Annotated in this window: 16 protein-coding genes; 4 read left to right on the top strand and 12 right to left on the bottom strand. The window is 70.2% G+C overall.

Annotation, left to right across the window (positions count from 1 at the left end; translation table 11 throughout):
• Positions 1 to 6: 6 nt before the first annotated feature.
• The 7 genes from ABZ463_RS02470 to ABZ463_RS02440 form a co-directional block, all read right to left on the bottom strand.
• Positions 7 to 855: a potassium-transporting ATPase subunit C gene (locus ABZ463_RS02470; RefSeq protein WP_362772150.1), complete on the bottom strand. Its 849-nt coding sequence runs from the start codon at positions 853 to 855 to the stop codon at positions 7 to 9.
• On the bottom strand, positions 856 to 3,009 hold the full coding sequence (kdpB, locus tag ABZ463_RS02465; RefSeq protein ID WP_362772148.1) for a potassium-transporting ATPase subunit KdpB: 2,154 nt from the start codon (positions 3,007 to 3,009) through the stop codon (positions 856 to 858).
• A gap of 2 nt (positions 3,010 to 3,011) precedes the next feature.
• Positions 3,012 to 4,673 (bottom strand): potassium-transporting ATPase subunit KdpA, encoded by a 1,662-nt coding sequence (kdpA, locus tag ABZ463_RS02460; RefSeq protein WP_352012615.1) that lies wholly within the window; start codon positions 4,671 to 4,673, stop codon positions 3,012 to 3,014.
• Entirely contained in the window at positions 4,673 to 4,762 is a 90-nt protein-coding gene (locus ABZ463_RS02455; RefSeq protein WP_352012616.1) for a K(+)-transporting ATPase subunit F, read from the bottom strand. Before ABZ463_RS02455 ends, kdpA begins: the two co-directional genes overlap by 1 nt.
• A 213-nt stretch (positions 4,763 to 4,975) precedes the next feature.
• Entirely contained in the window at positions 4,976 to 5,686 is a 711-nt protein-coding gene (locus ABZ463_RS02450; protein ID WP_352012617.1) for a response regulator transcription factor, read from the bottom strand.
• The gene (locus ABZ463_RS02445; RefSeq protein WP_362772145.1) at positions 5,683 to 6,795 is read right to left on the bottom strand and encodes a sensor histidine kinase; all 1,113 of its coding nucleotides are present in this window, start codon (positions 6,793 to 6,795) and stop codon (positions 5,683 to 5,685) included. Before ABZ463_RS02445 ends, ABZ463_RS02450 begins: the two co-directional genes overlap by 4 nt.
• Before the next feature lie 10 nt (positions 6,796 to 6,805).
• On the bottom strand, positions 6,806 to 7,312 hold the full coding sequence (locus ABZ463_RS02440; RefSeq protein WP_362772143.1) for a hypothetical protein: 507 nt from the start codon (positions 7,310 to 7,312) through the stop codon (positions 6,806 to 6,808).
• A 308-nt stretch (positions 7,313 to 7,620) separates the two neighbouring features.
• Between ABZ463_RS02440 and ABZ463_RS02435 the strand changes: the two genes are divergently transcribed.
• Positions 7,621 to 9,441: an ABC transporter ATP-binding protein gene (locus ABZ463_RS02435; protein WP_352012620.1), complete on the top strand. Its 1,821-nt coding sequence runs from the start codon at positions 7,621 to 7,623 to the stop codon at positions 9,439 to 9,441.
• The gene (locus ABZ463_RS02430) at positions 9,438 to 11,321 is read left to right on the top strand and encodes an ABC transporter ATP-binding protein (protein ID WP_362772141.1); all 1,884 of its coding nucleotides are present in this window, start codon (positions 9,438 to 9,440) and stop codon (positions 11,319 to 11,321) included. The genes ABZ463_RS02435 and ABZ463_RS02430 overlap by 4 nt, the downstream gene beginning before the upstream one ends.
• Positions 11,322 to 11,401: 80 nt before the next feature.
• Here the strand turns inward: ABZ463_RS02430 and ABZ463_RS02425 are convergent, their stop codons facing one another.
• The 3 genes from ABZ463_RS02425 to ABZ463_RS02415 form a co-directional block, all read right to left on the bottom strand.
• Positions 11,402 to 14,875 carry a M28 family peptidase gene (locus tag ABZ463_RS02425; protein ID WP_362772139.1) on the bottom strand — a complete coding sequence of 1,158 codons (3,474 nt, stop codon included), beginning with the start codon at positions 14,873 to 14,875 and terminating at the stop codon, positions 11,402 to 11,404.
• Positions 14,876 to 15,585: 710 nt separating this feature from the next.
• Entirely contained in the window at positions 15,586 to 15,933 is a 348-nt protein-coding gene (locus tag ABZ463_RS02420; protein ID WP_362772137.1) for a hypothetical protein, read from the bottom strand.
• Positions 15,934 to 16,177: 244 nt separating this feature from the next.
• Positions 16,178 to 17,140, bottom strand: a complete 963-nt coding sequence (locus ABZ463_RS02415) for a LysR family transcriptional regulator (RefSeq protein WP_352012624.1) — start codon at positions 17,138 to 17,140, stop codon at positions 16,178 to 16,180.
• A 462-nt stretch (positions 17,141 to 17,602) separates the two neighbouring features.
• Between ABZ463_RS02415 and ABZ463_RS02410 the strand changes: the two genes are divergently transcribed.
• Together ABZ463_RS02410 and ABZ463_RS02405 are read left to right on the top strand one after the other, a co-directional pair.
• The gene (locus ABZ463_RS02410; protein ID WP_362772135.1) at positions 17,603 to 18,262 is read left to right on the top strand and encodes a restriction endonuclease; all 660 of its coding nucleotides are present in this window, start codon (positions 17,603 to 17,605) and stop codon (positions 18,260 to 18,262) included.
• A gap of 177 nt (positions 18,263 to 18,439) precedes the next feature.
• Positions 18,440 to 19,066, top strand: a complete 627-nt coding sequence (locus tag ABZ463_RS02405; RefSeq protein WP_352012626.1) for a response regulator transcription factor — start codon at positions 18,440 to 18,442, stop codon at positions 19,064 to 19,066.
• Positions 19,067 to 19,414: 348 nt separating this feature from the next.
• Here ABZ463_RS02405 and ABZ463_RS02400 read toward each other — a convergent pair whose 3' ends face one another.
• Both ABZ463_RS02400 and ABZ463_RS02395 read right to left on the bottom strand, forming a co-directional pair.
• Complete coding sequence (locus ABZ463_RS02400; protein ID WP_362772132.1) at positions 19,415 to 20,761, bottom strand: ATP-binding protein; 1,347 nt, start codon at positions 20,759 to 20,761, stop codon at positions 19,415 to 19,417.
• A 207-nt stretch (positions 20,762 to 20,968) separates the two neighbouring features.
• The gene (locus tag ABZ463_RS02395; RefSeq protein WP_362772130.1) at positions 20,969 to 22,528 is read right to left on the bottom strand and encodes a 4-hydroxyphenylacetate 3-hydroxylase N-terminal domain-containing protein; all 1,560 of its coding nucleotides are present in this window, start codon (positions 22,526 to 22,528) and stop codon (positions 20,969 to 20,971) included.
• Positions 22,529 to 23,062: the final 534 nt, after the last annotated feature.

Raw genomic sequence — 23,062 nt, 5'->3', positions numbered from 1 at the left:
CTACGATCATCCCCTGTCGAGGGCGAGGTTGAGTTCCAGGACGTCGACCGCCGCCTCGCCCATGAAGCCCAGGGGCCTGCCGGTCGTGTGCTCCCTGATCAGTTCCCTGACCCGCGCCACGCCCAGGCCGCGTTCCCTGGCCACCCGGGGGGCCTGGAGTTCGGCGTAGGCCACGGAGATGTGCGGGTCGAGCCCTGAGCCGCTCGCGGTGACGGCGTCGGCGGGCACGACCGCGACCCCCGTGCCGCGGACCGGGACCGTACGGCCCGCCGACAGGTCCTCCCCCGGCTTGGCGCAGGTGACCCTGACGCCCTGGTAGGCGGTGAGGAACGGCGTGACGGGGCAGGCCTGGTTGGCGCTGACCACCCGCTGGGGGGTGCCGGTCGTGGGGAAGACCTTCAGCACCGCGCCGACCCCGTCCGGCGTGCAGTACGGCCTGGCGCCGCTGACGCCCTCCAGCTCCCCGACCGCCCTGGAGCGGGCGCAGACCCGCGTCAGCAGGGACGGCCTACCGGCGTCACCCGGTACGGGGAGGACGTCCAGGACGTCCTCGGGGCCCAGGTTGCTCGCACCGCTGGCCAGCGGGTCGTAGCCGTCGCCCGCCGCCGAGGGACGGCTCTGGAAGTACTTCCCGACGGGGGTTCCGTCCTTGCCGGTGAAGTTCTGGCCGATCAGCTCGCTGCCGACGTCCTTGCCGTCCTTCTGGACGGGGGATCCGTCGGCCTGGTGGCCGAACACGGCCTGGGCGACTCCGGTGACGAGAAGGGGGTAGGCCAGCCCGAGGAGCAGGGTGAGGACGAGCAGCGCGCGCAGCGCGGCGAGGTGACGGCTGAGCCAGCCGGGCAGGCGTTCCATTTAAGACATCCCTGGAAGGAACTGGATGAGCAGGTCGATGACTTTGATTCCGGCGAACGGCGCGACGACGCCGCCGAGGCCGTAGACGTACAGGTTGCGGCTGAGCAGCCTGGAGGCGCTGGCCGGGCGGTAGCGCACCCCGCGCAGGGCCAGCGGGATGAGCGCGACGATGACGATCGCGTTGAACACCACCGCCGACAGGATCGCCGACTGCGGGCCGGCCAGCCGCATGACGTTGAGCGCGTCCAGGCCCGGGTAGACGGCGGCGAACATCGCCGGGATGATCGCGAAGTACTTGGCGACGTCGTTGGCGATGGAGAAGGTGGTCAGCGCGCCCCGGGTGATGAGCAGCTGCTTGCCGATCTCCACGATCTCGATGAGCTTGGTGGGGTTGGAGTCCAGGTCGACCATGTTCCCGGCCTCCTTGGCGGCGGAGGTGCCGGTGTTCATGGCCACCCCGACGTCGGCCTGGGCGAGGGCGGGGGCGTCGTTGGTGCCGTCGCCGGTCATCGCGACCAGCCGCCCGCCCTGCTGTTCCTTGCGGATCAGCGCGAGTTTGTCCTCCGGGGTGGCCTCGGCCAGGAAGTCGTCGACCCCGGCCTCGTCGGCGATGGCCCTGGCGGTCAGCGGGTTGTCGCCGGTGATCATGACGGTGCGGATGCCCATCCTGCGCATCTCGTCGAACCGTTCGCGCATGCCCTGTTTGACGACGTCCTTGAGGTGGATCACGCCGAGCACCCTGGCGGTGCCACCGGGGCCGCCCGTGATCTCGCCGACGACCAGCGGGGTGCCTCCGGAGGCGGAGACGGCGTCCACGATCGCGCCGACCTCGCCGGTCGGGTGGCCGCCGTGGTCGCGCACCCACTTCATCACCGCGGTCGCCGCGCCCTTGCGGACCTGGCGGCCGTCCACCCCGACCCCGGACATGCGGGTCTGGGCGGTGAAGGGCACCCACTCGGCGTGGGCCAGCTCACCGGGGGCGCGTTCACGCAGGCCGTAGGCCTGTTTGGCGAACACGACGATGGAGCGGCCCTCCGGGGTCTCGTCGGCGAGGCTGGACAGCTGGGCCGCCTCGGCCAGTTCCTCGGCGGAGACGCCGGGCGCCGGGACGAACTCGGCGGCCTGCCGGTTGCCGAGCGTGATGGTGCCGGTCTTGTCCAGCAGCAGCGTGGAGACGTCCCCCGCGGCCTCGACCGCGCGGCCGCTCATGGCCAGCACGTTGCGCTGCACGAGCCGGTCCATGCCCGCGATGCCGATCGCCGACAGCAGGGCGCCGATCGTGGTGGGGATGAGGCAGACCAGCAGGGCCGCGAGCACGATCCCGCTGACGCCGTCGGCGGTCAGGGCGAGCGAGTCGGGGACCCCGGGGTTGACGGCCTTGGAGTAGATGGCCAGGGGCTGCATGGTGACGGTCGCGGTCAGGAAGATGACGGTCAGCGCGGCCAGCAGGATGTTGAGGGCGATCTCGTTGGGGGTCTTCTGCCGGTCGGCGCCCTCGACCAGGGCGATCATCCGGTCGATGAAGCTCTCCCCGGGCTTCTGGGTGATCCGTACGACGATCCGGTCGGAGAGGACCTTGGTGCCGCCGGTGACGGCGGAGCGGTCGCCGCCGGACTCGCGGATGACGGGCGCTGACTCGCCGGTGATGGCCGACTCGTCCACGCTGGCGATGCCCTCGACCACGTCACCGTCGCCGGGGATGATCTCCCCCGCCTCGACGACCACATGGTCGCCCTGCCGCAGTTCGGGCGCGCCGACCTGGTCGTAGGAGGGCTCCTCGGAGCCGGGCCGCCAGTCCCTGAGCCTGCGGGCGACGGTGTCGCGCTTGGCGGCGCGCAGTGTGGCGGCCTGCGCCTTGCCCCGGCCCTCGGCCACGGCCTCGGCGAGGTTGGCGAAGAGCACGGTCAGCCAGAGCCAGACCACGACGGCCCAGGCGAAGAACGAGGGGTCGAGGATCGCGAGGGCGGTGGTGAAGACCGCGCCGACCTCGACGACGAACATGACGGGGTTGCGCCACAGCGTGGCCGGGTTGAGCTTCGTGAACGCGGCGGGAAGGGAGGTGATCAGCTGGGCGGGGTCGAGCAGGCCGCCGCCGACCCGGCTCTCCTTGCGCGGGCTCCCCGGGGCCGGGGCCTGGAGCGTTGGGGTGGACACGTCTACCGGATTCCTTCTGCGAGCGGGCCGAGCGCCAGGGCGGGGAGGAAGGTCAGCGCGACCAGGACGACCGTCACGCCGACGACCATGCCGACGAACTGCGGCCGGTGGGTCGGCAGCGTGCCCGCCGAGACCGGAACCGGGTCCTGGCGGGCCAGGGAGCCGGCCAGGGCCAGCACGAACACGATCGGCAGGAACCGGCCGAACGCCATGCACAGCCCGAGCGCGGTGTCGTACCACGGCGTGCTGACGGTCAGGCCGCCGAAGGCCGAGCCGTTGTTGTTCGAGGCGCTGGTGAAGGCGTAGAGCACCTCCGACAGGCCGTGCGGCCCGCCGTTGAGCATGCTCGCGCGCTGTTCGGACGAGCCCATCGCCAGCGCGGTGCCGACGAGCACCAGGACGGGGGTGACCAGGAAGTACATCGAGGCGAGTTTGATCTCGCGGGCGCCGATCCGCTTGCCCAGGTACTCGGGGGTGCGGCCGACCATCAGCCCGGCGACGAACACCGTGATCACGGCCAGTACCAGCATGCCGTACAGACCGGAGCCGACGCCGCCGGGCGCGACCTCACCCAGCATCATGTTGACCATCGTGACCATGCCGCCGAGCGCGGTGTAGGAGTCGTGGAAGGAGTTGACGGCGCCGGTCGAGGTGAGCGTGGTGGCCGCGGCGAAGGTCGCGGAGTTCGCGACGCCGAAGCGCACCTCCTTGCCCTCGGTCGCGGCACCGACAGCCTGCGGGACGGTGCCGTTGTGGGCCAGTTCCAGGCCGGTCAGCACCGCGACGCTGACGACGGCGAGGGTGGCCATGATCGCGACGATCGCGTATCCCTGCCGCCGGTCGCCGACCAGGCGGCCGAAGGTGCGCGGCAGCGCGAACGGGATCAGCAGGATCGCGAAGATCTCCACCCAGTTCGTCCAGCCGGTGGCGTTCTCGAAGGGGTGGGAGGAGTTGGCGTTGTAGAAACCGCCGCCGTTGGTGCCGAGTTCCTTGATGATCTCCTGGCTGGCGACCGGGCCACCGGTGATCGCCTGGGTGCCGCCGGTCAGGGTGGTCACCTCGTACGGCGCGGCGAGGTTCTGCACCAGGCCGCCCGCGACCAGCACGAGCGCCCCGACGAAGGCGATCGGCAGCAGGATGCGGACCGAGCCGCGTACGAGATCGACCCAGAAGTTGCCCAGTTCCTCGCTCCGGCCGCGGGCGAAGCCGCGGACCAGGGCGATCGCCACGGCCATGCCGACCGCGGCCGAGACGAAGTTCTGCACCGCGAGCCCGGCCATCTGCACCAGGTGTCCCATGGTGGACTCGCCGGAGTAGGCCTGCCAGTTGGTGTTGGTGACGAAGCTGACCGCGGTGTTCCAGGCGACGTGGCCGGTGACCGGGGGCATGCCCAGGCTCAGCGGCAGCCGTTCCTGCAGGCGCTGCAGGCCGTACAGCAGCAGGACCGAGACCGCGGAGAAGGCGAGCACGGCGCGGGCGTAGGCGCTCCAGCGCTGCCCGGCCTCGGGGCGGACCCCGGCCAGCCGGTAGATCACCCGCTCGGCGGCCAGGTGCCCGGGGGCGGTGTAGACGCGGTACATGTAGTCGCCGAGCGGGCGGTGGACCACCGCGAGGGCGACGATCAGGGAGGCGATGAACACGATCCCCGACAGGGCCGGTGACATCAGAAGCGCTCCGGGAACAACAGGGCGGCGACCATGAGGGCCGCCAGCACGACGGCCACGACCAGGCCGATGGCGTTGACGGCGCTCACAGCCGTTCCACCGCCTTGACGACGAGCCCGAGGACCGCGAAGATCGCGATCGTCAGGGCGACGAAGATGACGTCGGCCATCCTCACTCCTTGTTGGCGCATACGTTCCCGGCCGCCGTTTGGCGGCCATGCGACAAGGAAATCGCGGGATTTATGGGTTTTTGCGCGCCTTGATGCGTTCCATACGCCTTCGCACCGTTTATTGACGCGTTCCCTACGCCCCGCCGGTCTCCGGCTCCGCCAGGCCGACGCGGTAGGCGTAGGTGACGGCGTGGACCCGGTCGCGCAGCCGGGCCTTGGCGAACAGGTTGTTGATGTGCGTCTTGACGGTGGCCTCGCCGATGAACAGGACGGCGGCGATCTCGGCGTTCGACAGTCCCCTGGCGATGAGGCGCAGCACCTCCGCCTCACGCGGGGTCAGCCCGTCGGGCAGCGGCCCCCGCCCCCGCCGCTCCTGCCGCTCCCGCTCCGCAGGCCGGGTACGGCCCGGCGGCGGGGACGGCTCCCCCATCACGGCGTTGAGCAGGCGGCGCTGCACGCCAGGGTCGAGCTGGGCGTCGCCGTTGACGACCGCCGCGACGGCCCTGCCGATCTCCTCCGCGCCCGCGCTCTTGGTGAGGAAGCCGCGCGCCCCGGCGCGCAGCGCGGCGAAGACCGACTCGTCGTCCGCGTAGGTGGTCAGCACCACGACCTGGGTCGCGGGGAAGGCGGCACGGATCTCCCGGGTCGCCTCGACCCCGTCCATCCTCGGCATCCGCAGGTCCATCAGCACCACGTCGGGGCGCAGTTCCGCGACCAGCCGCAGCGCCTCCAGCCCGTCCCCGGCCGAGCCGACCACCTCGACGTCCGGCAGCAGGCCGAGCAGCAGGACCAGCCCCTCGCGGACCACGGCCTGGTCGTCGGCCACCAGCACCCGGGCGCTCACGCGGGCACCCGCAGCCGGACCAGGAAGATCCCCTCCCGCTCCCCCGACTCCAGCGTCCCGCCGAGAAGCTCGGCCCGTTCCCGCATGCCCACGATCCCGTATCCTCCCCCGGGCGTCCCCGGGGAGTCCGCCAGGGGGTTGGTGACCTCCAGTTCGCACGAGCCGCCGTGGAAGCCGAGCCGTACGGTCGCCGGGGAGCCGGGCGCGTGCCGGCGCACGTTGGTGACCGCCTCCTGGGCGGTGCGGATCACCGCCAGCTCGGTCTCCGGTGGCAGCCGCCGCTGCCTGCCCGACGTCAGCAGGGCGCACTCCTGCCCGGTCGCGGCGTGGAACTCCTCGGCCAGCCTCCGCAGCGCCTCGGGCAGCGGCGGCTGGTTCTCCCGCAGCGCGGACACGGCCCTTCGTGCCTCCTCAAGCCCGTTCCTGGCCAGGTCACCGGCGCGCTCGACCCGCTCCAGGGCCTCTCCCGGCCGGTCGGCGCGCAGCAGCATCCTGGCCCCCTCCAGGTGCACGATCTGCGCCGACAGGCTGTGGGCGAGGATGTCGTGTATCTCCCTGGCGATACGGGCGCGCTCGGCGAGCACCGCCTCCCGCTCCTGCGCGCTCCTGGCGGCCCTGCGCTCCCTGATCGAGTAGGCGATCATGAAGACCATGCAGAGGCTGAAGGCCAGGCTGAGGTCCCGCTCCAGGGCGCCGGTCACCGCCCCGGCCACCAGCAGCCCGCCCAGCGCGAGCCCTCCGATCGGCAGCGAGCGGGCGAGGGGATACCTGACCGCGGCGGTCCCCACGCCGAAGAGCAGGACCGCGACGGCCGGTCCGTCGACGGCCACCGTCTCCAGCCAGAGCGCGAGCAGCACCGCCAGGCCGAGGGCCACGACCTTGACCGGCACCCCGAGGAGCGGCATGCGCGGCGAGGGCCCGGTCGCCGACGGCAGGATCGCCACGGCGAGGAACCCGGCGACGGCGAAGGCCAGGAGCGTGACCGCGAGCCTCTCCCCCGACAGGCCGAACCCGGCCCCGGCACCCGCCTGCGCGATCAGGAACAACACGATCACCCCGGCCCGCAGGACAACGGGGGCGATCGTGGTGTCCCTGAGTCGCGTCGTCACGCCACGGACGTTACCGATCCCGCCCGGCCGGCTGCGAGGCGGGCACCCACGCCGGTACGGCCTCGCCGAGCATCCGCCCCCTCCTGGCGACCAGGACGGCCTGGGCCGCGACGGTCAGGCCCGCGAAGACGAGGGCGGCGGCCGGCCGGTAGGTGAGGCCGAGCGCGCCGCCCGCGGCGAACAGGGCCAGGCGGGCGGCGAAGGAGACCACCCAGGCCGCCAGGGTCCATGCGGTGCCCCTGGCCCAGGCGACCCCGTCGGCCTCCCGCCACACCCGCACGGTCCAGGCGCGCAGGGCGCCGAAGGCGACGGCCATGACCGCCTCGACGGCGATCACGGCGACGCCGAGGACGGACGGGCTCTCCTCCAGGAGGCCGCCGCCGTACACCCCGGCCACCGTCAGGATGAGGCCGAAGACCAGCAGGCCGCGTCCCGCGGCGGGCCGGGTCCGCATCTGGCGGTAGACGACGAGGGCGAGGACGACGAGGGAGAAGACGGCGATCTGCAGCGAATCCATGTCACCGACGGTAGGGACGGTGGTCCCGGCGCGGATCGGAGCACGGGTGGAGACAGGAGAACTCCACCCGTGGGTGGAGACGCGGGTCGTGTGGCCCCGATGTCAGGGGAGGCCCACTTTCAGGACAGTTGTCGGCGTCTGAACCGTTGCGGACACTCTGATGGTCGCCGCACGCCGGACGGGGGGACCGATCCGGCGGGCGTTCACCGGGGCCCGTGACGCGGAAAACCGTTTGACGGGGGTTTTAGCCTTTACGGGCCCTTCTGCGAGGACAGTGCTGAACCCAGTAAGGAGTGTGCTGCCTGCTGATGCCCCCCGATACCGTCGCCTCAGCGCGAGAATCCGGTACCACCCGTTCCCCTCTCCCCCACCCCCGCCGCGCCAGGATCTCGTCACTGTGGCGGTTGCGGCCCTACCTCCGTCCCTACACGACCCGGCTGATCGTCATCTGGCTGGCCGCCCTGGCCGGGGTCGGGATCGGCATCGTCATCCCGCTGATCGGCAGGGAGGTCATCGACGGCCCCGTCGCCAGCGGTGAGACCGGCGCGCTGCTCCCGCTGTTCCTGCTCGCGCTGGCCCTCGGCGCGGGTGAGGCGCTGCTGGTCCTGCTGCGCAGGTGGATGCTCGGCGAGGCCGTCCTCGGCGTGGAGACCAGCATCCGCGACGACCTCTACGCCCACCTCCAGCGGCTGCCTATGGGCTTCCACGGCTCCTGGCAGTCCGGGCAGCTGTTGTCCCGCGCGACGACCGACCTGTCGGCGATCCGGCGCTTCCTCGGCTTCGGCATGCTCTTCCTCGTCCTGATCAGCGTCCAGATCGTGACGGTCACGGGCCTGCTGCTGAACATGTACTGGCCGCTCGGCCTGCTGGTCGCCGCCTCGGCGTTGCCGATCGCCCTCATCTCGCTGCGTTTCGAGCGGGGGTACGTCGACGCCTCACGCCGGGTCCAGGACCAGCAGGGCGACCTGGCCACCCTGGTCGAGGAGTCCGCGGCGGGCATCCGCACGATCAAGGCCTTCGGGCGGGGGCCGTACGTCGGCGGCGTCTTCGGCGACGCGGCGCTGAAGATCTACCGCACCGCGATGGAGAAGGTGGGCCTGTCCTCCCGCTTCTTCACCTTCCTTGAGGTCGTCCCCAACGTCACCCTCGCCGTGGTGCTGCTGACCGGTGCGCTCGCGGTCGGCACGGGAGCGCTGACCCTGGGCACGATGGTGGCCTTCACCACGCTGATGCTGCAGCTGGTGTGGCCCATCTCCGCGCTCGGCTTCATCCTGGTGATGGGCCAGGAGGCGATGACCGCGGCCGACCGGGTGATGGAGGTCCTGGACACCGAGCCCGCCATCGTCGGCGGCACGGACGCGGTCGAACGGCCCCGCGGGCACCTGCGCTTCGAGGGGGTCGGCTTCACCTTCCCCGGCGCGGACAGGCCGGTGCTGCGCGACGTCTGGCTGGACGTCCGTCCCGGGGAGACGGTGGCGGTCGTCGGCGCGACGGGGTCGGGCAAGACCACGCTGACCTCGCTGGTGCCCCGTCTGCACGACGTCACCGAGGGCCGGGTCACCCTCGACGGACACGACGTGCGGGACCTGTCCCTGACCGCGCTCCGCACCATGGTCGCCACCGCCTTCGAGGAGCCGACGCTGTTCTCGATGAGCGTCAGGGAGAACCTCACACTGGGACGGCACGACGCCACCGAGGAGGAGATGGCGGCGGCCGTCGAGATCGCCCAGGCCGGGTTCGTCCACGACCTGCCGTGGGGGCTGGAGACCAGGATCGGTGAGCAGGGCATGTCGCTGTCCGGTGGCCAGCGTCAGCGCCTGGCCCTGGCCCGCGCCGTGCTGGCCAGGCCGAAGGTCCTCGTCCTCGACGACACCCTCTCCGCCCTGGACGTCGAGACCGAGGCCCTGGTCGAGGAGGCGCTCAGGCGGGTGCTGCGGGACGCGACCGGGATCGTCGTCGCGCACCGCGCCTCGACGGTGCTGCTCGCCGACCGGGTCGCCCTGCTGCTCGACGGCACGATCACCCACGTCGGCCCGCACCACGAGCTGATGGCGACCGTTCCCGAGTACCGCGAGCTGCTGTCGGCGGCCCTCGACGAGCCGCTGGACGAACAGGAGGCGCTGCTGTGAGCGGGACCACGAAGGAGAACCAGAAGACGGAGACGACCGGCGAGAGCCCGGGCTGGCGGGGCGTCGCCGCGGAGAACCAGGACGAGCTGTCCGAGCGGGCCTCCTTCCTGCTGCGCGCCCGGTCGCGACGGCTGCTGGCCGAGCTGCTGCGGCCGTACCGGCGGGAGATCGCGGTGCTCGTCGCGGTCATCGTGGTCTGCAACGGGGCCTCGCTGGCCATCCCGTTCCTGGTCAAGGTGGGCATCGACTCGGGCATCCCGCCGATGACCTCGGGACAGGGACCGGGCACGCTCGTCACGGTGGTCATGGCGGTGCTGGTGGCCGCGGCGCTCCAGGCGGCGACCCGGCAGGTGTTCCTCAGGCGCTCCGGCCGTATCGGCCAGGACGTCCTGCTCGAACTGCGGCGGCGGGTCTTCGCCCACTTCCAGCGGCTTTCGCTGTCCTTCCACGAGGACTACACCTCCGGCCGGGTCGTCTCCCGGCTCACCTCCGACATCGACGCCATCTACGAGATGCTCGAATCCGGCTTCGACGGGCTCGTCACCGCGGTGCTGACACTGACCGGGACCGCCGTCCTGCTGCTCGTCCTCGACGTACGGCTCGGCCTGGTCGCCCTGCTCCCGCTGCCGGTGCTGCTGCTGTTCACCCGCTGGTTCCGGCGGCAGTCGAGCATCGCCTACCGCAGGACACGGGAGACGGTCGCGCTGCTGATCGTCCACTTCGTGGAGTCGATGGCCGGTGTCAGGGCGGTCCAGGCCTTCCGCAGGGAGCCGCGCAACCAGGAGATCTTCGGCCGGCTCAACGTCGACTACCGCGACGCCAACATCCAGGGCATGCGCCTGATCTCGATCTTCGCACCGGTCGTCAAACTGATCGGGAACGTCACGATCGCCGCGATCCTGCTCTACGGCGGGTGGCTGGCGCTCGGCGGCCACGTCACGGTCGGCGTGCTGGCCGCGTTCCTGCTCTACCTGCGTCAGTTCTACGAGCCGATGCAGGAGATCAGCCAGTTCTACAACGCCTTCCAGTCGGCGGGCGCGGCGCTGGAGAAGCTCTCCGGCGTGCTGGAGGAGAGACCCGACGTCGCCGAGCCGCGTGACCCCGTGCCGCTGGTACGGCCACGCGGTGGTGTCCGGTTCGAGGCGGTCGAGTTCTCCTACCTCGACGGGACCCCCGTACTGCCCAGGATGGACCTGACGATTCCCGCCGGGCAGAGTGTGGCGCTGGTCGGCACGACGGGGGCGGGCAAGACCACCCTGGCCAAGCTCGTGGCCAGGTTCTACGACCCGGTCGCCGGGCGTGTGCTGCTGGACGGGGTCGATCTGCGCGACCTGGACGACGAGACGCTGCGCGCGGCGGTGGTCCTGGTGACGCAGGAGAACTTCCTGTTCACCGGGTCGGTCGCGGACAACATCAGGTTCGGCAGGCCGGAGGCGTCCACGGCCGAGGTCGTCGAGGCCGCCAAGGCGGTCGGCGCCCACGGCTTCGTCTCCGCGCTCGCCGACGGCTACGACACCCAGGTCGGCAAGCACGGCGGACGGCTCTCCGCGGGACAGCGGCAACTCGTCGCCTTCGCCAGGGCCTTCCTCGCCGACCCGGCGGTGCTGATCCTCGACGAGGCGACCTCAAGTCTCGACGTACCGGGGGAACGGCTGGTGCAGCGGGCGATGCGCACGATCCTCGCCGACCGGACCGCCCTGATCATCGCGCACCGCCTCTCGACCGTCGAGATCGCCGACCGGGTCCTGGTCATGGAGGGCGGCGAGATCGTCGAGGACGGGCCGCCCGATCGGCTCGTCCGGGACGCGGGCCGGTTCGCGGACCTGCACCGGGCCTGGCGCGAGAGCGTCTCCGACCTGCCGGGCAGGCTTCCCGGATAACGGCGGGGGCGGTGGCCCGGACCCTCACAGGTCCGGGCCACCGCCGGGTGCTCGCTCTCCGGTTTCTTGGGGTGTTCCCGCTAGAAGGAGATGCTCCAGGAGTTGACCACTCCGGTGTCTCCCTGGAAGTAGTCGCCGACCATGAGCGACCAGGTGCCGTTGCCGAGCCCGGAGGGGTTGCTCACGGTGAAGGTGACCGGCCCGTCGTAGGGGGTGCAGGCCTCGTAGCCCTCGTACTTCAGCACCCGGGCGGACCCGTTCGGCTGGTACAGGGTGATGCGCACGTCCTGCGAGCAGGTGTGCTGGATGTCGGCCGTGACGGTGAACGTGCTTTCGGGTTCCCCGTCGAGGGCGACGTCGATGTCGGTGTAGTCCTGGTAGCCGTCGTTGATCTCGAAGGGCGTGTCGTTGGTGAAGGTGCGCCCGCCGCCGGTCCCGCCGACGGTGAGGGTGAAGACGGCCGAGCGGTTGGCGCTCGTCCCGTTGCCGTTGAGGCTGATGGAGTAGGTGCCCGCCGGGGTCGCGGACGAGGTGGTGATGCTGACCGAGGAGCTCTGCCCGCTGGTGATGGTCGCCGGGCTGAAGCTCACGTTCGCGCCGGAGGGCACGCCGCCGGCGTTGAGCGAGACCGACTGGGCGTTGCCCGAGGTGACCTGGGTGCTCAGCGTCGCCGAGGCCGATTCACCGGCCTGGACCGTGGCCGAGGACGGGCTGACCGAGACCGAGAAGTCGTCGGTCGGGGGCGGGGTGTCGCCGCCGACGGCGCCCTTCCAGACCGCGTACGCTGCGGCGTCGGCCGCCCGGTCGAGGATGGTGTCGTTGATGTTGCTGGTGGTGTCACAGGAGGAGTGGTAGCAGGAGTCGTACGCCCTGCCCGACGTACCTCCCCACTTGGTGGCCTGGGCCGAGGTCTTGATGTCGCTGGCACCCGCGGCCACACCGGAGGTGGCGATGCCCGCGTTGCGGAAGGAGGCGTCGTCGGAGCGGTTGGCGCCCTCGACGTTCTCCTCGGTCTGGACGCCGATCTTGGTGTAGAAGGCCTTGAGATCGGCCGCCGCGGCGGTGGCGATGTTGTTGATGAAGTAGCCGCCGTTGGGCGAGCCGACCATGTCGTAGTTGTAGTAGACCTTGATCTTGGAGCGCTCGGCCGAGCTGAGCGAGCCGACGTAGTACTTCGAGCCGAGCAGGCCCTGCTCCTCGTCGGTCCACCAGCCGAACCGCACGTGCTTGGTCATGGTGGGGTTCTTCGCGGCGAGGGTCAGCGCGACCTCAAGCAGGGTGGCGGAGCCCGAGCCGTTGTCGTTGATGCCGGGACCGGCGGAGACGCTGTCGAGGTGGGCGCCGGACATGACGACCTGGTTGGCGTCGCCGCCCGGCCAGTCCGCGATCAGGTTGGGACCCGCGCCGCCGCTGCAGCCGGAGGTGCAGCTCTGCCGGGTCACGGTGTAGCCCGCGGCGCGGAGCTTGTTCTCCACGTAGCTGACCGACTGGGTGTAGCCGGCGCCGGTCGAACGGCGGTTGCCGCCGTTGCTGCTGGCGATGCTCTGGAACTGCTGCAGGTGCGCCTTGACGTTGGCGAGGCTGATGTCCGGTGCCTCACCGCCGCCGGGCGGGCCGCCGCTGACCGTGAGCGAGTACGTCGCGGTCCTGTCGACGTCGGTGCCGTCCGCGGTGACCGTGATCGACGAGGTGCCGTTCGGCGTGTTCGACGAGGTCGTGACGCTCAGCGTCGAGCTCTGGCCCGCGGTGATGGTCGGCGGGCTGAAGGAGGCGCTCGCCCCCGAGGGCAGACCGGAGGCCCGCAGCGTGATGGACTGGGCGCTGCCCGCCGTCACCGTGGTGCCGACGGTCGAGGTCGCCTGCTGGCCCGCCTGGACGCTGCCCGAGGTGGGGTTGAGGGAGACCGAGAAGTCGTTCGGGTTCTGGATGGTGCAGGTGCCCTCACCGGAACCGGCGGAGACGTTGACCGCGCTCCAGGCCGCCCTGACCGCGTTCCACTCGACGCAGCTGTTGGGGAAGAGCTGCTTGGCCGCGGCGACCGTGGCGGCGCGCGCCTTGGCGTGGGTCCACGGCGAGGTCTTGTTGTTGAGCCCGGCCATGAAGATCTGGCCGGCCTTCTGGATGCCGATGCCGGTCAGGTTCGACGATCCGGAGCAGACCGGGCTGGTGGGCTTGCCACCGCCGGGGTTGGTGCCCTCAGCCAGCAGGTAGAACCAGTGGTTCTGCGGACCGGCCGCCGCGTGCACCTCGGTGTTCGGGATCGAGGAGCTGTAGCAGTCCGGGTCACCGTTGGTGCTCGGCTTGTACATGTAGCGGATCGGCCCCTGGCCGACCAGGTTGACCTCCTCGCCGACCTGGTAGTCCGCCGGGTCGTTGGGGTTGTTGGCGTAGCTTTCGAGCAGCGCGCCGAAGATGTCACCGGTCGACTCGTTCAGACCGCCGGCCTCGTTGCCGCTGCCGCCGTCCCCGGAGCCGGAGAACTGGAAGATGGCGTGGCCGAACTCGTGGCCGACGACGTCCATCGGGGTCGCCTGCTGGTTGTTCGACTGGTTGTGGCCGAAGTTGGTGTAGGACCCGTTCCAGTACGCGTTGACGTCGTTGAGCCCGACACGGATCGGGAAGGCGCTGCCCCGGCCGTTGAAGCCGTTGCGGCCCAGCCAGTCCCTGAGCATGTTCCACTCGGTCTGCGCCGCGTAGAGGGCGTCGACGCAGGCGGTCTCAAGGTTGGTGCCGGAGCCGTTGCCCCAGGAGTCGGTGCTCTTGGTGTAGGCCGAGCCGTTCTGGCCGCCACAGGCCAGGCCGCTGCGGGTGGTGTCACGCATGGTGTAGGAACCGGACGACCCCGAGGTCTGGATGGTGACCGGGTTGCCGTTGTAGAAGCTGTTGCCGGTGCCCGCGCGGACCTCGTCGTAGGAGTCCAGCACCGAGCCGGTCAGCGCGTCGACGAAGACGTGCAGCACGCTGGGCGCCTTCTCGGTGGCGCCCCTGACCACGACCTCCCAGGCCAGCTTCGGCTGGGTGCCCGCCGCGTGGACCAGCAGGGTCGGGGCGTCGGCGCTCTCCACCTTGGCGAGCTTGGCGCGGGCGGTGGCCGCCGCCGCCGAGGGCCTGACCCTGGGGGTGACCCCGACCTTGATCTCCGCCCGCTGGCCGGAGGCGACCTGGCCGAGCTGGTCACCCGCCCGGTCGGTGGTCACGATCACGTCGCCGCCGTAGACCGGCAGCCCTCGGTGGGTGCGGGCGTAGGTCAGGTACTGCAGGCCGTACGCGCCGTCGATGGTCTTGGCCAGGGTGAACTTGTCCTGTGCGCTCTTGCGCAGTGTCCCGGACTCCGCGGCCAGCGCCTTGCCCGCGTTCGCGATCGCACGCTCGCGGCCTCTGGCGTTGGGCGGGGTGAACGCCCTGTCGAGTTTCTGCGCCGCTCCCACGGGGGTGGGCTTCGCGTCCACCGCGGGCTTGGCCGCGTAGGCGCCGGGCGCGTTCGCGAACGTGGAAGCCGCCAGCGCCGCTGTCGCCAGTACGGCGACGGCACCTGTTCTGAGCTTGGATCTCACTCTGGATGACTCCTCTCACAAGTCCCCTGGGGGGAAAGGGACCAAGGAGCCGTGGCCGGCCAGGGCTGGACCAAAGGTGCCATTACTACGACATGTCAGGAACCCTCCAGCTGCCCATAGTCCGCCACTATGGGGTGATCAGGCGTTCATCTCTTGACAGGGGGCAGGCGCGTATTCACTGGTCAGCGGACACCCGTTACCCATCGGATGAGCGGCTGAAATCGTCGGTGTCATATGCCGGCCGACGGTCGCACGACCAGGCCGTTCTTGAGTGTCCGCAGGTCATTCCCCATCCCGCGAACATCAGGGGTGGCGCCAAAGACCTCCGGCACAACCGGAGTCAATGTCGTTGTCAGGCCCGGTCATCGCCCACGGGAGAACGACCGGGCCGGTCAGCGCCCCGAGGCCAATGGCCACACGAACCTCCGGGGGGTACGGCGGAGCGGCCGGGATGCGGAGAGACTGCGCCCCGCACCGTGGACACGCTGCGCTGACAACATTATTAAATAGGAAACCTTCCTGTGCAATGAATAACGGCGGCGCGTTTCGGACACACCTTTTCCGTCCGGGCCGACCACCGCAAAGACGGGCGCCGTTTCCCGGACCGGGTTTTCCCCGGGCCGTCCGGGCGGCCTCCACGGAAAGGTTCGCCCGGAGGAAAAGAGAAGAGGGCGGCGCCGCACGGTCGCGGGCCACCCTCTCGAATCCGGCTAACGACAGGTTTCGTATTCCAGCGCCGGAGCGTACATCCAGGCCAGGCGGCCACCGGCCAGGTAGACGGCACGTCTGCCATTGACCTGGTTGGGCTTCATCACATAGGAACTTGGCCCGGTAACGGGGGAATCATCCGCCTTCGGATCCTGATAGACCAGCTCGGCGCCCATGTAACTGACGTACACACTCGACCCGCCATGACCTGTGTTGACCTTGTAGATGTTGACGGTGCAGGGGGCCGCCTGGGCGGGAGTGGCCGATACGGTGGTCAATCCGCTCCCGAGAAGCGCCGCGACGGCGGCGGCCGTCGCGGCGCTTCGGAGCGATGAGCGATAGAGCTTCATTGATCCTCCGGAATCGTGTTCTGAGCCGCTGATCATTGCGGCGTTTCCACGATGTCAGAACATGAGCAGCAGCGGTCTAATCCCATGGTTTGTGGCCTCAAAAGCATCGGCCACATCCTTCTCGGCACGCTCATCCGGAAGATGAAAATCTTTCCCCTTGATATGATACGTCTTCACTTTTCCAATTTTTTCACTCGAACCAGATTTGCCGCATGAACCCCATCAAGACGACCGGCATGGGACACTACGGAAAACGCAGGGGCTGTCCGTGGCGTTCGAGCCAGGCCGCGTAGACGGGGACCTTCAGCGCCTCGCTCCAGTACCTGCGGATCGCACTGCTGATCAGGGAGACCACGTGCTCGGCCAGCGGACCGTGCCGGGTCCAGGCGATGATGTAGCGGAACAACATGGGGGTGCCCACCAGCGGGCGGACCACGATCCCCGGGTGCGGCTGGTAGATCGCCTGGAACATTCCCACACACCTGCCCGCTCTGATCAGGTCGTAGGCCAGGGCGGGGCTGACCGAGAAGTTCAGCCTGGGGGCGAAGCCGTGCTTCCTGCAGGCGTCCCAGAAGTGCTCCCTGTGGCCCACCTCCGCCTGCGGGGGCATCGCCCAGTCGTCGCCGGCCAGGTCGGCCAGGTCGATCTCCTCCTGCCGGGCCAGCGGATGGGACTCCGCGAGCCCGATGAAGATCGGTTCGATCACCGGGATCTCGTACACCACCCCGGGCGGCGGCGTCAGCTCGTAGCCCGGATAGTCACCCAGGACGGCCAGTTCCAGCCTGCCCGTCTCCATGAAGGAGTGCAGGGTGTCCATGCACTCCTCGGTACGGATGGTGAAGTCCACCCCGGGCACCAGGTCGTACATGCAGTTGCTGACGTATCCCGCCAGCGACATCGGCGCACAGCCGACCCGCACGAGAGGTTTCCCCGTACCCCGCTCGACGTAGTGGCGCGCATCCCGTTGCAGGGTGCCGAAGGCGTGCAACAGCGAACTCGACCGCTCCAGCATCCATCCGCCGAGCGCGGTCGGGCGGCTGCCCTCGTGGGCCCGTTCGAACAGCTGGCCGCCGAGCATGCGCTCTATGCGCTGCAGCTGACCGGCCAGCGCGGGCTGGGACAGTCCGAGGGAGGAGGCCGCCTTGGAGATACTGCCGTGCTCGGCGATCGCATGGATGACCCGAAGATGGCGCATTTCCATGTCCATGCGGCGATGATAGGGAGAAACCCTACCATTTTAAATCAAAATCCAATAGCGATTTCACAGGGTTCCAAGACTGTGCGCATCTTTCCGGGTCAAACGAGAGAGCGCTCCCCGGTCCGCCGCCGCCCCGCGCGCCCCGGCGCCCCCCACCGCGCGGTACGGCGGCACCGCCACCTCGCCCCCGGCGGGCCCCCGCCGGGCCGTACCGGGACCCGATCCGGGCGGCGCCCCTCGGGGCCACGGGGCGGCACCCAAATGAAGTTCGCGTTCTCTCCATAAGCCTTATATGGCGAACTATCCGCTCTTTTATGGTTTTTCCCTTTCGTACGGCCTCGCCAACGCGATCGGTCCCCGGGGGGACTTTCTTCCGCGAAAGGGGGAACTCTCCCTCCTCTCATGACCGTTTCTGTCGGAGACGTCGTTCACACTCACTGCTTCGACCCCCTGACGACGGGAGCTGACACGATGGCGGACCGGCGACCGGCCGGAAGAAGACGACCCTCGGGCGCGGGAAAGCGCGGGAAGGGAGGCGAGACCGGTCTCCTGCTCTGGCTCTTCGGCGCCGCGCTGGTGTTCCTGCTGCTCAGGGCGGCCCTGCCCTTCCTGCAGCGGAACTGGCCGTGGTTCGTGGCCGCCGCCGTCGCCGCGCTCGTCCTGGCCACGGCCTTCGCCGTGGCGCGCGCCAGAGTGACGGCCGAGCGGGAGCGCAGGTGGTTCCGGGAGAACTCCGAGCTGGAGCGGGTCGACCGGCTGACGGGGGCGGAGTTCGAGAGGCTCACCGCGGAACTGCTGCGCCGGGACGGCTTCCGTCATGTCAGGCTGCTCGGCGGCGCGGGCGACCGGGGCGTCGACCTGACCGCGATCGGCCCTGGGGGCCGCCCCTTCGCCTTCCAGTGCAAGCGCTACACCGGCAGCGTCGGCGCCCCCCAGGTCCGCGACTTCCTCGGCGCGCTGGCCCACGCCTTCGCCGGGCACACCGGCGTCCTGGTCACCTCCGGCCGCCTCACCCGCCCCGCCCTGACCGAGGCGAACCAGGGCGGGCTGATCCTCGTCGAGCGTGAGCGGCTGGCCGCCTGGCTCGGCGGCGAGGCCCTCCTGCCCGGCCGTACGGCTCGCGGGGGCTGAGCCCTCCCACCGGGGCGTGACTCAGGCGCTGTATGCCTTGGTATATGTCATATTTCTCACTTCGACCGGCGTAATGATCTATGTTAGTCAGGTCGAAAAGTAAGGACATAATGGGATTTTGACGCGTTCATATCACGGCGAGACCACCCCGTTTCCTCGGTGCCGGGAAGGGCAACCATGATCGCGGTTTCAGTGGTCGACGACGACCGGATGCTGCTCGACGGACTGACCGCCTGGTTCTCCGGAGTCCCCGACATACGCCTGGCGGGCACCGCCCGCACGGTCACAGAACTGCTCTCCAGAGGACACGCCCCCGCCGACGTGGTGATCCTCGACCTGCTCCTGGCCGACCGCTCCGACCCGATCGGCAACGTACGCAGGATCGTGGCCACGGGCAGCCGGGTGCTCGTGGTGAGCGTGATCACCTCACCGAGCATGGGCTCCCAGGTCGTCAGGGCCGGGGCCGGTGGATACCTCACCAAGGACCACGACCTGAGCGTGCTGACCTCCGCCGTCCGCGAGGTCGCCACCCGGGGAAGCACGCACTCCCCCGAACTGGCGCTCTGCTGGCTGTCCGACCGCGCCGCCGACCGTCCCGTGCTCTCCCCCCAGGAACGGGCCGTCCTGCTGGCCTACGCGTCGGGGATGACGCTGTCCGCGGCGGCCCGCAGCGCGGGAGTCCAGCCGGGAACCGCCAAGAACTACCTCGACCGGGTCAAGGAGAAGTACCGCAGAGCGGGCAGACCCGCCTACACCAAACTCGACCTCGCCACCCGGGTGAGGGAGGACGGCTGGTTGAGATAGCTGTGTCTCTTTGCTCCGCCTTCGGCGTCGCGGGTTGTGTCTCTTTGCTCCGCCTTCGGCGGCGCGGGCTTGGGCGCTTTCGAGTCGGTGCTTTCCCTCGTCACTCCGTCGCTGCGCTCCTGCGTTCCTCAGTCCAAGCACCGACGCGCCCAAGCCGAAACCCCTCACGCACGACACCGGGAAAGTACAAGGTCAAACCCCTCGCGCATGGCACCGGTACGGCGCTCTTCACTTCTGGCGTCGGAGGCAGCGGGGAAACTCCGTAAGGCGCCTCACAGGCGGGGGGATCCCTTGAGGGTCCTTCTGCGGGCCACTTGGTGGGGGGCACGACGGGGTCGTGACCGCGGGTCAGCCGTGTGCGCCGCGGTCGCTCTGACGACCGGCCCCTCCGGGCCCGGTGGGGGGCCGGGCTCCGTCTCGGTTGACGTGACCGTCGAGGACCGGCCCCGTCCCGCTCCCTGCCGGGTCACCGGGCCAGACCAGTTCGACGCAGGTGCCCTCGCCTTCGGCGGACAGGACGGTGACCTGACCGCCGACCTCCCGCATGCGGCCGGCGACGGAGGAGGCGAGCCCGAATCCCGGGGCTGTGGAGGCCGGGTCGAAGCCTCTCCCCCGGTCCACGACGCGCACGGTCACCCGACGGCCCCGGCCGTCCTCAGGAACGTTCCCGTGCGCGTCCTCGCCGATGACCGTCAGCCAGGCCTCCTTCGTCGCCGAGTGCAGGGCCACGTTGTTGAGCGCCTCCTGGGAGGCGTCCGCGAGAGCGGAGACGACGGCCGCGGGCACCCGCTCGGGCAGGCAGGCCGCGGCGTAGCGGACCCGCAGCCCGAGCCCGGAGGCCCTGGTGATCACCTTGGCCAGGCTGTCCTCCAGGCGGGCGGCCGTTCCGGTGCCCTCGCGCCCGATGAGCAGCCTGACGTACTCCGCGTCGGCGGCGCAGCGCAGCCGTACCTGCTCCTCCCTGTGGTCGAGACCGCCGCGGGCGATGGCCGTCAGGGTGGTGAGCACCGTGTCGTGCAGCCGCCGGTAGTGCGCCAGACGCTCGGCGGAACGCGCCTGGTCGGCGACGTGGCCCGTCTCTGTGGCCAGCCGCCGGTCGGCCAGGTCGTCCAGGCGGTTCGCCTGCGCCCGCAGGTAACGGTGGATGAAGCAGACGATGACCGCGAACCACAGGTAGGAGTTCAGGCGCACTGCGATGTCGATCGGCAACGGGTACCTGCTGCCGAGGTCGCCCGCGTGCGCCACCAGGTAGGCCAGCGCGGGCGGCAGCAGCGCCCACGCCCACGCGAGGGACTCCGCGACCGCCCCGGTCAACGCCCCCGTGGCCATGAGGGCCGACGACGACCAGTTCGCCGGGGCTCGGGAGTCACCGAGGCAGTTGGCGCCTACCGCCGGCAGGAGCCCGCAGGTCACCGCGACGTCCGCGGCCACCGCCCAGCGGGCGAACCAGCCCCGGCGCCGGGTGGTCACGACCAGCGCGGCGTTCCAGGCGACCGCGACGGCCAGCAGGACCACGTTCAGCGCGGCGCTCCGGTAGAGGCGGTCGGCGCTGAAGACTCCCGCGACGGCGGGCACCAGGTAGCTCGCGCGCTGCAGGACCAGCAGCATCACGACGAACCGGTTGACCCGATCCCGTCCCGGCCGGGCCGCGAGGTACTCGGAGTCACGCCAGCCAAGGGAGCATGAGCGCCGCACCCGTTCTCTCCACTCTCCCCGGCGCCGTTCCGGGGTCCGCCGACCGTCACACCCCCCGTCACACCCCCGTGTACTTCCCCGTCAGTCTTCACCGAAGACGCGGCCCGCGCCATGCGGAGGGCGTGGCCACCTCAGGCCGCGCCGCCCGCGGAACGGTGCGAACCCACGGTTGTCCCGGTCCGGGCGTGTCCGGACGGCGCGGCGGGGTCAGCCGTTGAGCAGGTCGTTCCTGGCGTGGCGCAGGTCGTCGAAGGAGGACAGGTCGGGGACGGTCCAGCCGTTCAGGTCGTACTCCCCGAGGCACCGCTCGACGAACGCCTTGTAGTCGTCGATCTGCCCCGACGCGCCCTGCCCGAGCAGCAGCTCGACGCGGGTGCTCTCGTGGTTGCCCGCGTAGTTGAGCTCGTACAGCTCGTGCCGGCCGCCGAACTCGGTGCCGACCGCGTCCCACAGCAGCTTCATGACCTTGACCCGCTCGACGGCGTCCACCCCGTTCGAGCCCCGGACGAATCTGTCCAGGTAGGGACGGATGTCCGGGTTCTTGAAGTCGTCGGCGCTGGAGTTGACGTAGATCAGCCCGCTGGCGACGTCCTTCAGCACGATCTCCCTGATCCTGGGGTAGCCGACCTGCATGAACCACCGGTAGGCCATGCCGTACTGGGGGTTGGGCAGCACCGCGCCGTTGCGCCACGGGACGGGGTTGCGCGCGGCGGCGTCCGACAGCGCCCAGAAGAGGTTCCGCCAGGCCAGGACCTCGCCCATCCTGCTCTGCACGCCCCGGAAGTCCCTGGTGCCGGTGATCTCAAGCGCCTTGGCCAGCAGGCCCGCGATGAACTCCAGTTTCACCGCCAGGCGGGTACAGCCGTGGAAGGTGAAGCGCTCGATGAAGCCGGAGTGCCCGGTGAACAGCTGGACCTTTCCCACGTCGCCGTAGACGAAGACGTTCTCCCAGGGGATGAGGACCTTGTCCAGCACCAGGATGGTGTCGTTCTCGTCGAGGCGCGAGGAGAGCGGGTAGTCGAAGGGACTGCCCATCACCGCCGCGGCGGCGGTGTAGGAGGGGCGGCAGATCAGCTTCATCCCCCGCGCGCCCATCGGCACCGTGGCCACCAGCGCGAACTCCCGTCTCTTGATCGGCAGTCCGTAGTGGGCGATGAAGTTGTAGTGGGTGAGCGCCGAGCCGGTGGCGACCACCTTGGCCCCGCTGACGACCAGGCCCGCGTCGGTCTCCCGCTCCACGTGGACGAAGACGTCGGCGACCTCGTCCGGCGGGCGGCTGCGGTCGACCGGGGGATGGACGATGGCGTGGTTCCAGTAGAGGACCTTCTCCTGCGACTCGGCGTACCACCGGCGCGCGTTGTCGGCGAAGGGCTCGTAGAAGTCGGCGTTCGCGCCGAGCGTGCCGAGGAAGGAGGCCTTGTAGTCGGGGCTGCGGCCCATCCAGCCGTAGCTCATGCGCGCCCACTCGGCGATGGCCCGCTGGTCGGCGACGAGGTCCTCGGCGCTGTGCGGCGTGGTGAAAAACCTGTGGGTGTATCCGCCGCTTCCCGTGTCGGTCGGCGCGGTGAGGACCTCGCGCCTGGCCGGGTCGTGCAGCGCGTCGTAGAGCCGCGCCGTCATCCGGATGGGGTTGCGGAAGGCCGGGTGGGTCGTGGGGTCCTTGACGCGTTCGCCGTACACGTAGATCTCACGGTCGTCGCGCAGGCTCTCGATGTACTCCTCACCGGTCAGCGGGCGGGTCACGGGGCCTGTCTGCTCGTCTCGCACCTCGACTCCTCGGGGAAGTTGTGGGCGGCGCCGCGGAACTCAATGGTGACACCCGGTGGTGGCGATGCCTTTCTCCCAGATTGCGCTGATCACCGCGGTTCTCCCGGACAGCGCAATCCGAGAGATGCGGGGTCCCGGGGCCGGGTGGGACGGTCGGAGGGTGAGCACACCGGAGGCGGTCGCCGCCATCGCCGGTGGATGACAGTGGATGACAGGGGCGTCCGGCTCCGGGCGGTTCCCGACCGTCTCATGGGGACCACCGTTCTCCCGCCTTCCGTGACCGTACGAGCGGCACGCCTCCCGGTTCTCATCCGCTAGTTCCCAGCTGGTTCCCAGGAGGAAATGGTGCTGACCGCCGACGTTCCCGCATCAGGACGGCCGACCGGCCGCGTGTCCGAGTCGCCCCCGGCCCGGCGGGAGGACCCGTCCTGTCCGCCGGGGGACGACAAGGAGACGGAGGGTGTGACCTGGACCCTGGCACGGAGGAGGGCGGCGCGTGCCCGCGCGTGCCCGTCCCCCGCCTGGGAGATTCCG

The organism is Streptosporangium sp. NPDC020145, assembly GCF_040631275.1.
Taxonomy (GTDB): Bacteria; Actinomycetota; Actinomycetes; order Streptosporangiales; family Streptosporangiaceae; genus Streptosporangium.
This window is presented reverse-complemented; position numbering and strand designations above follow the sequence as displayed.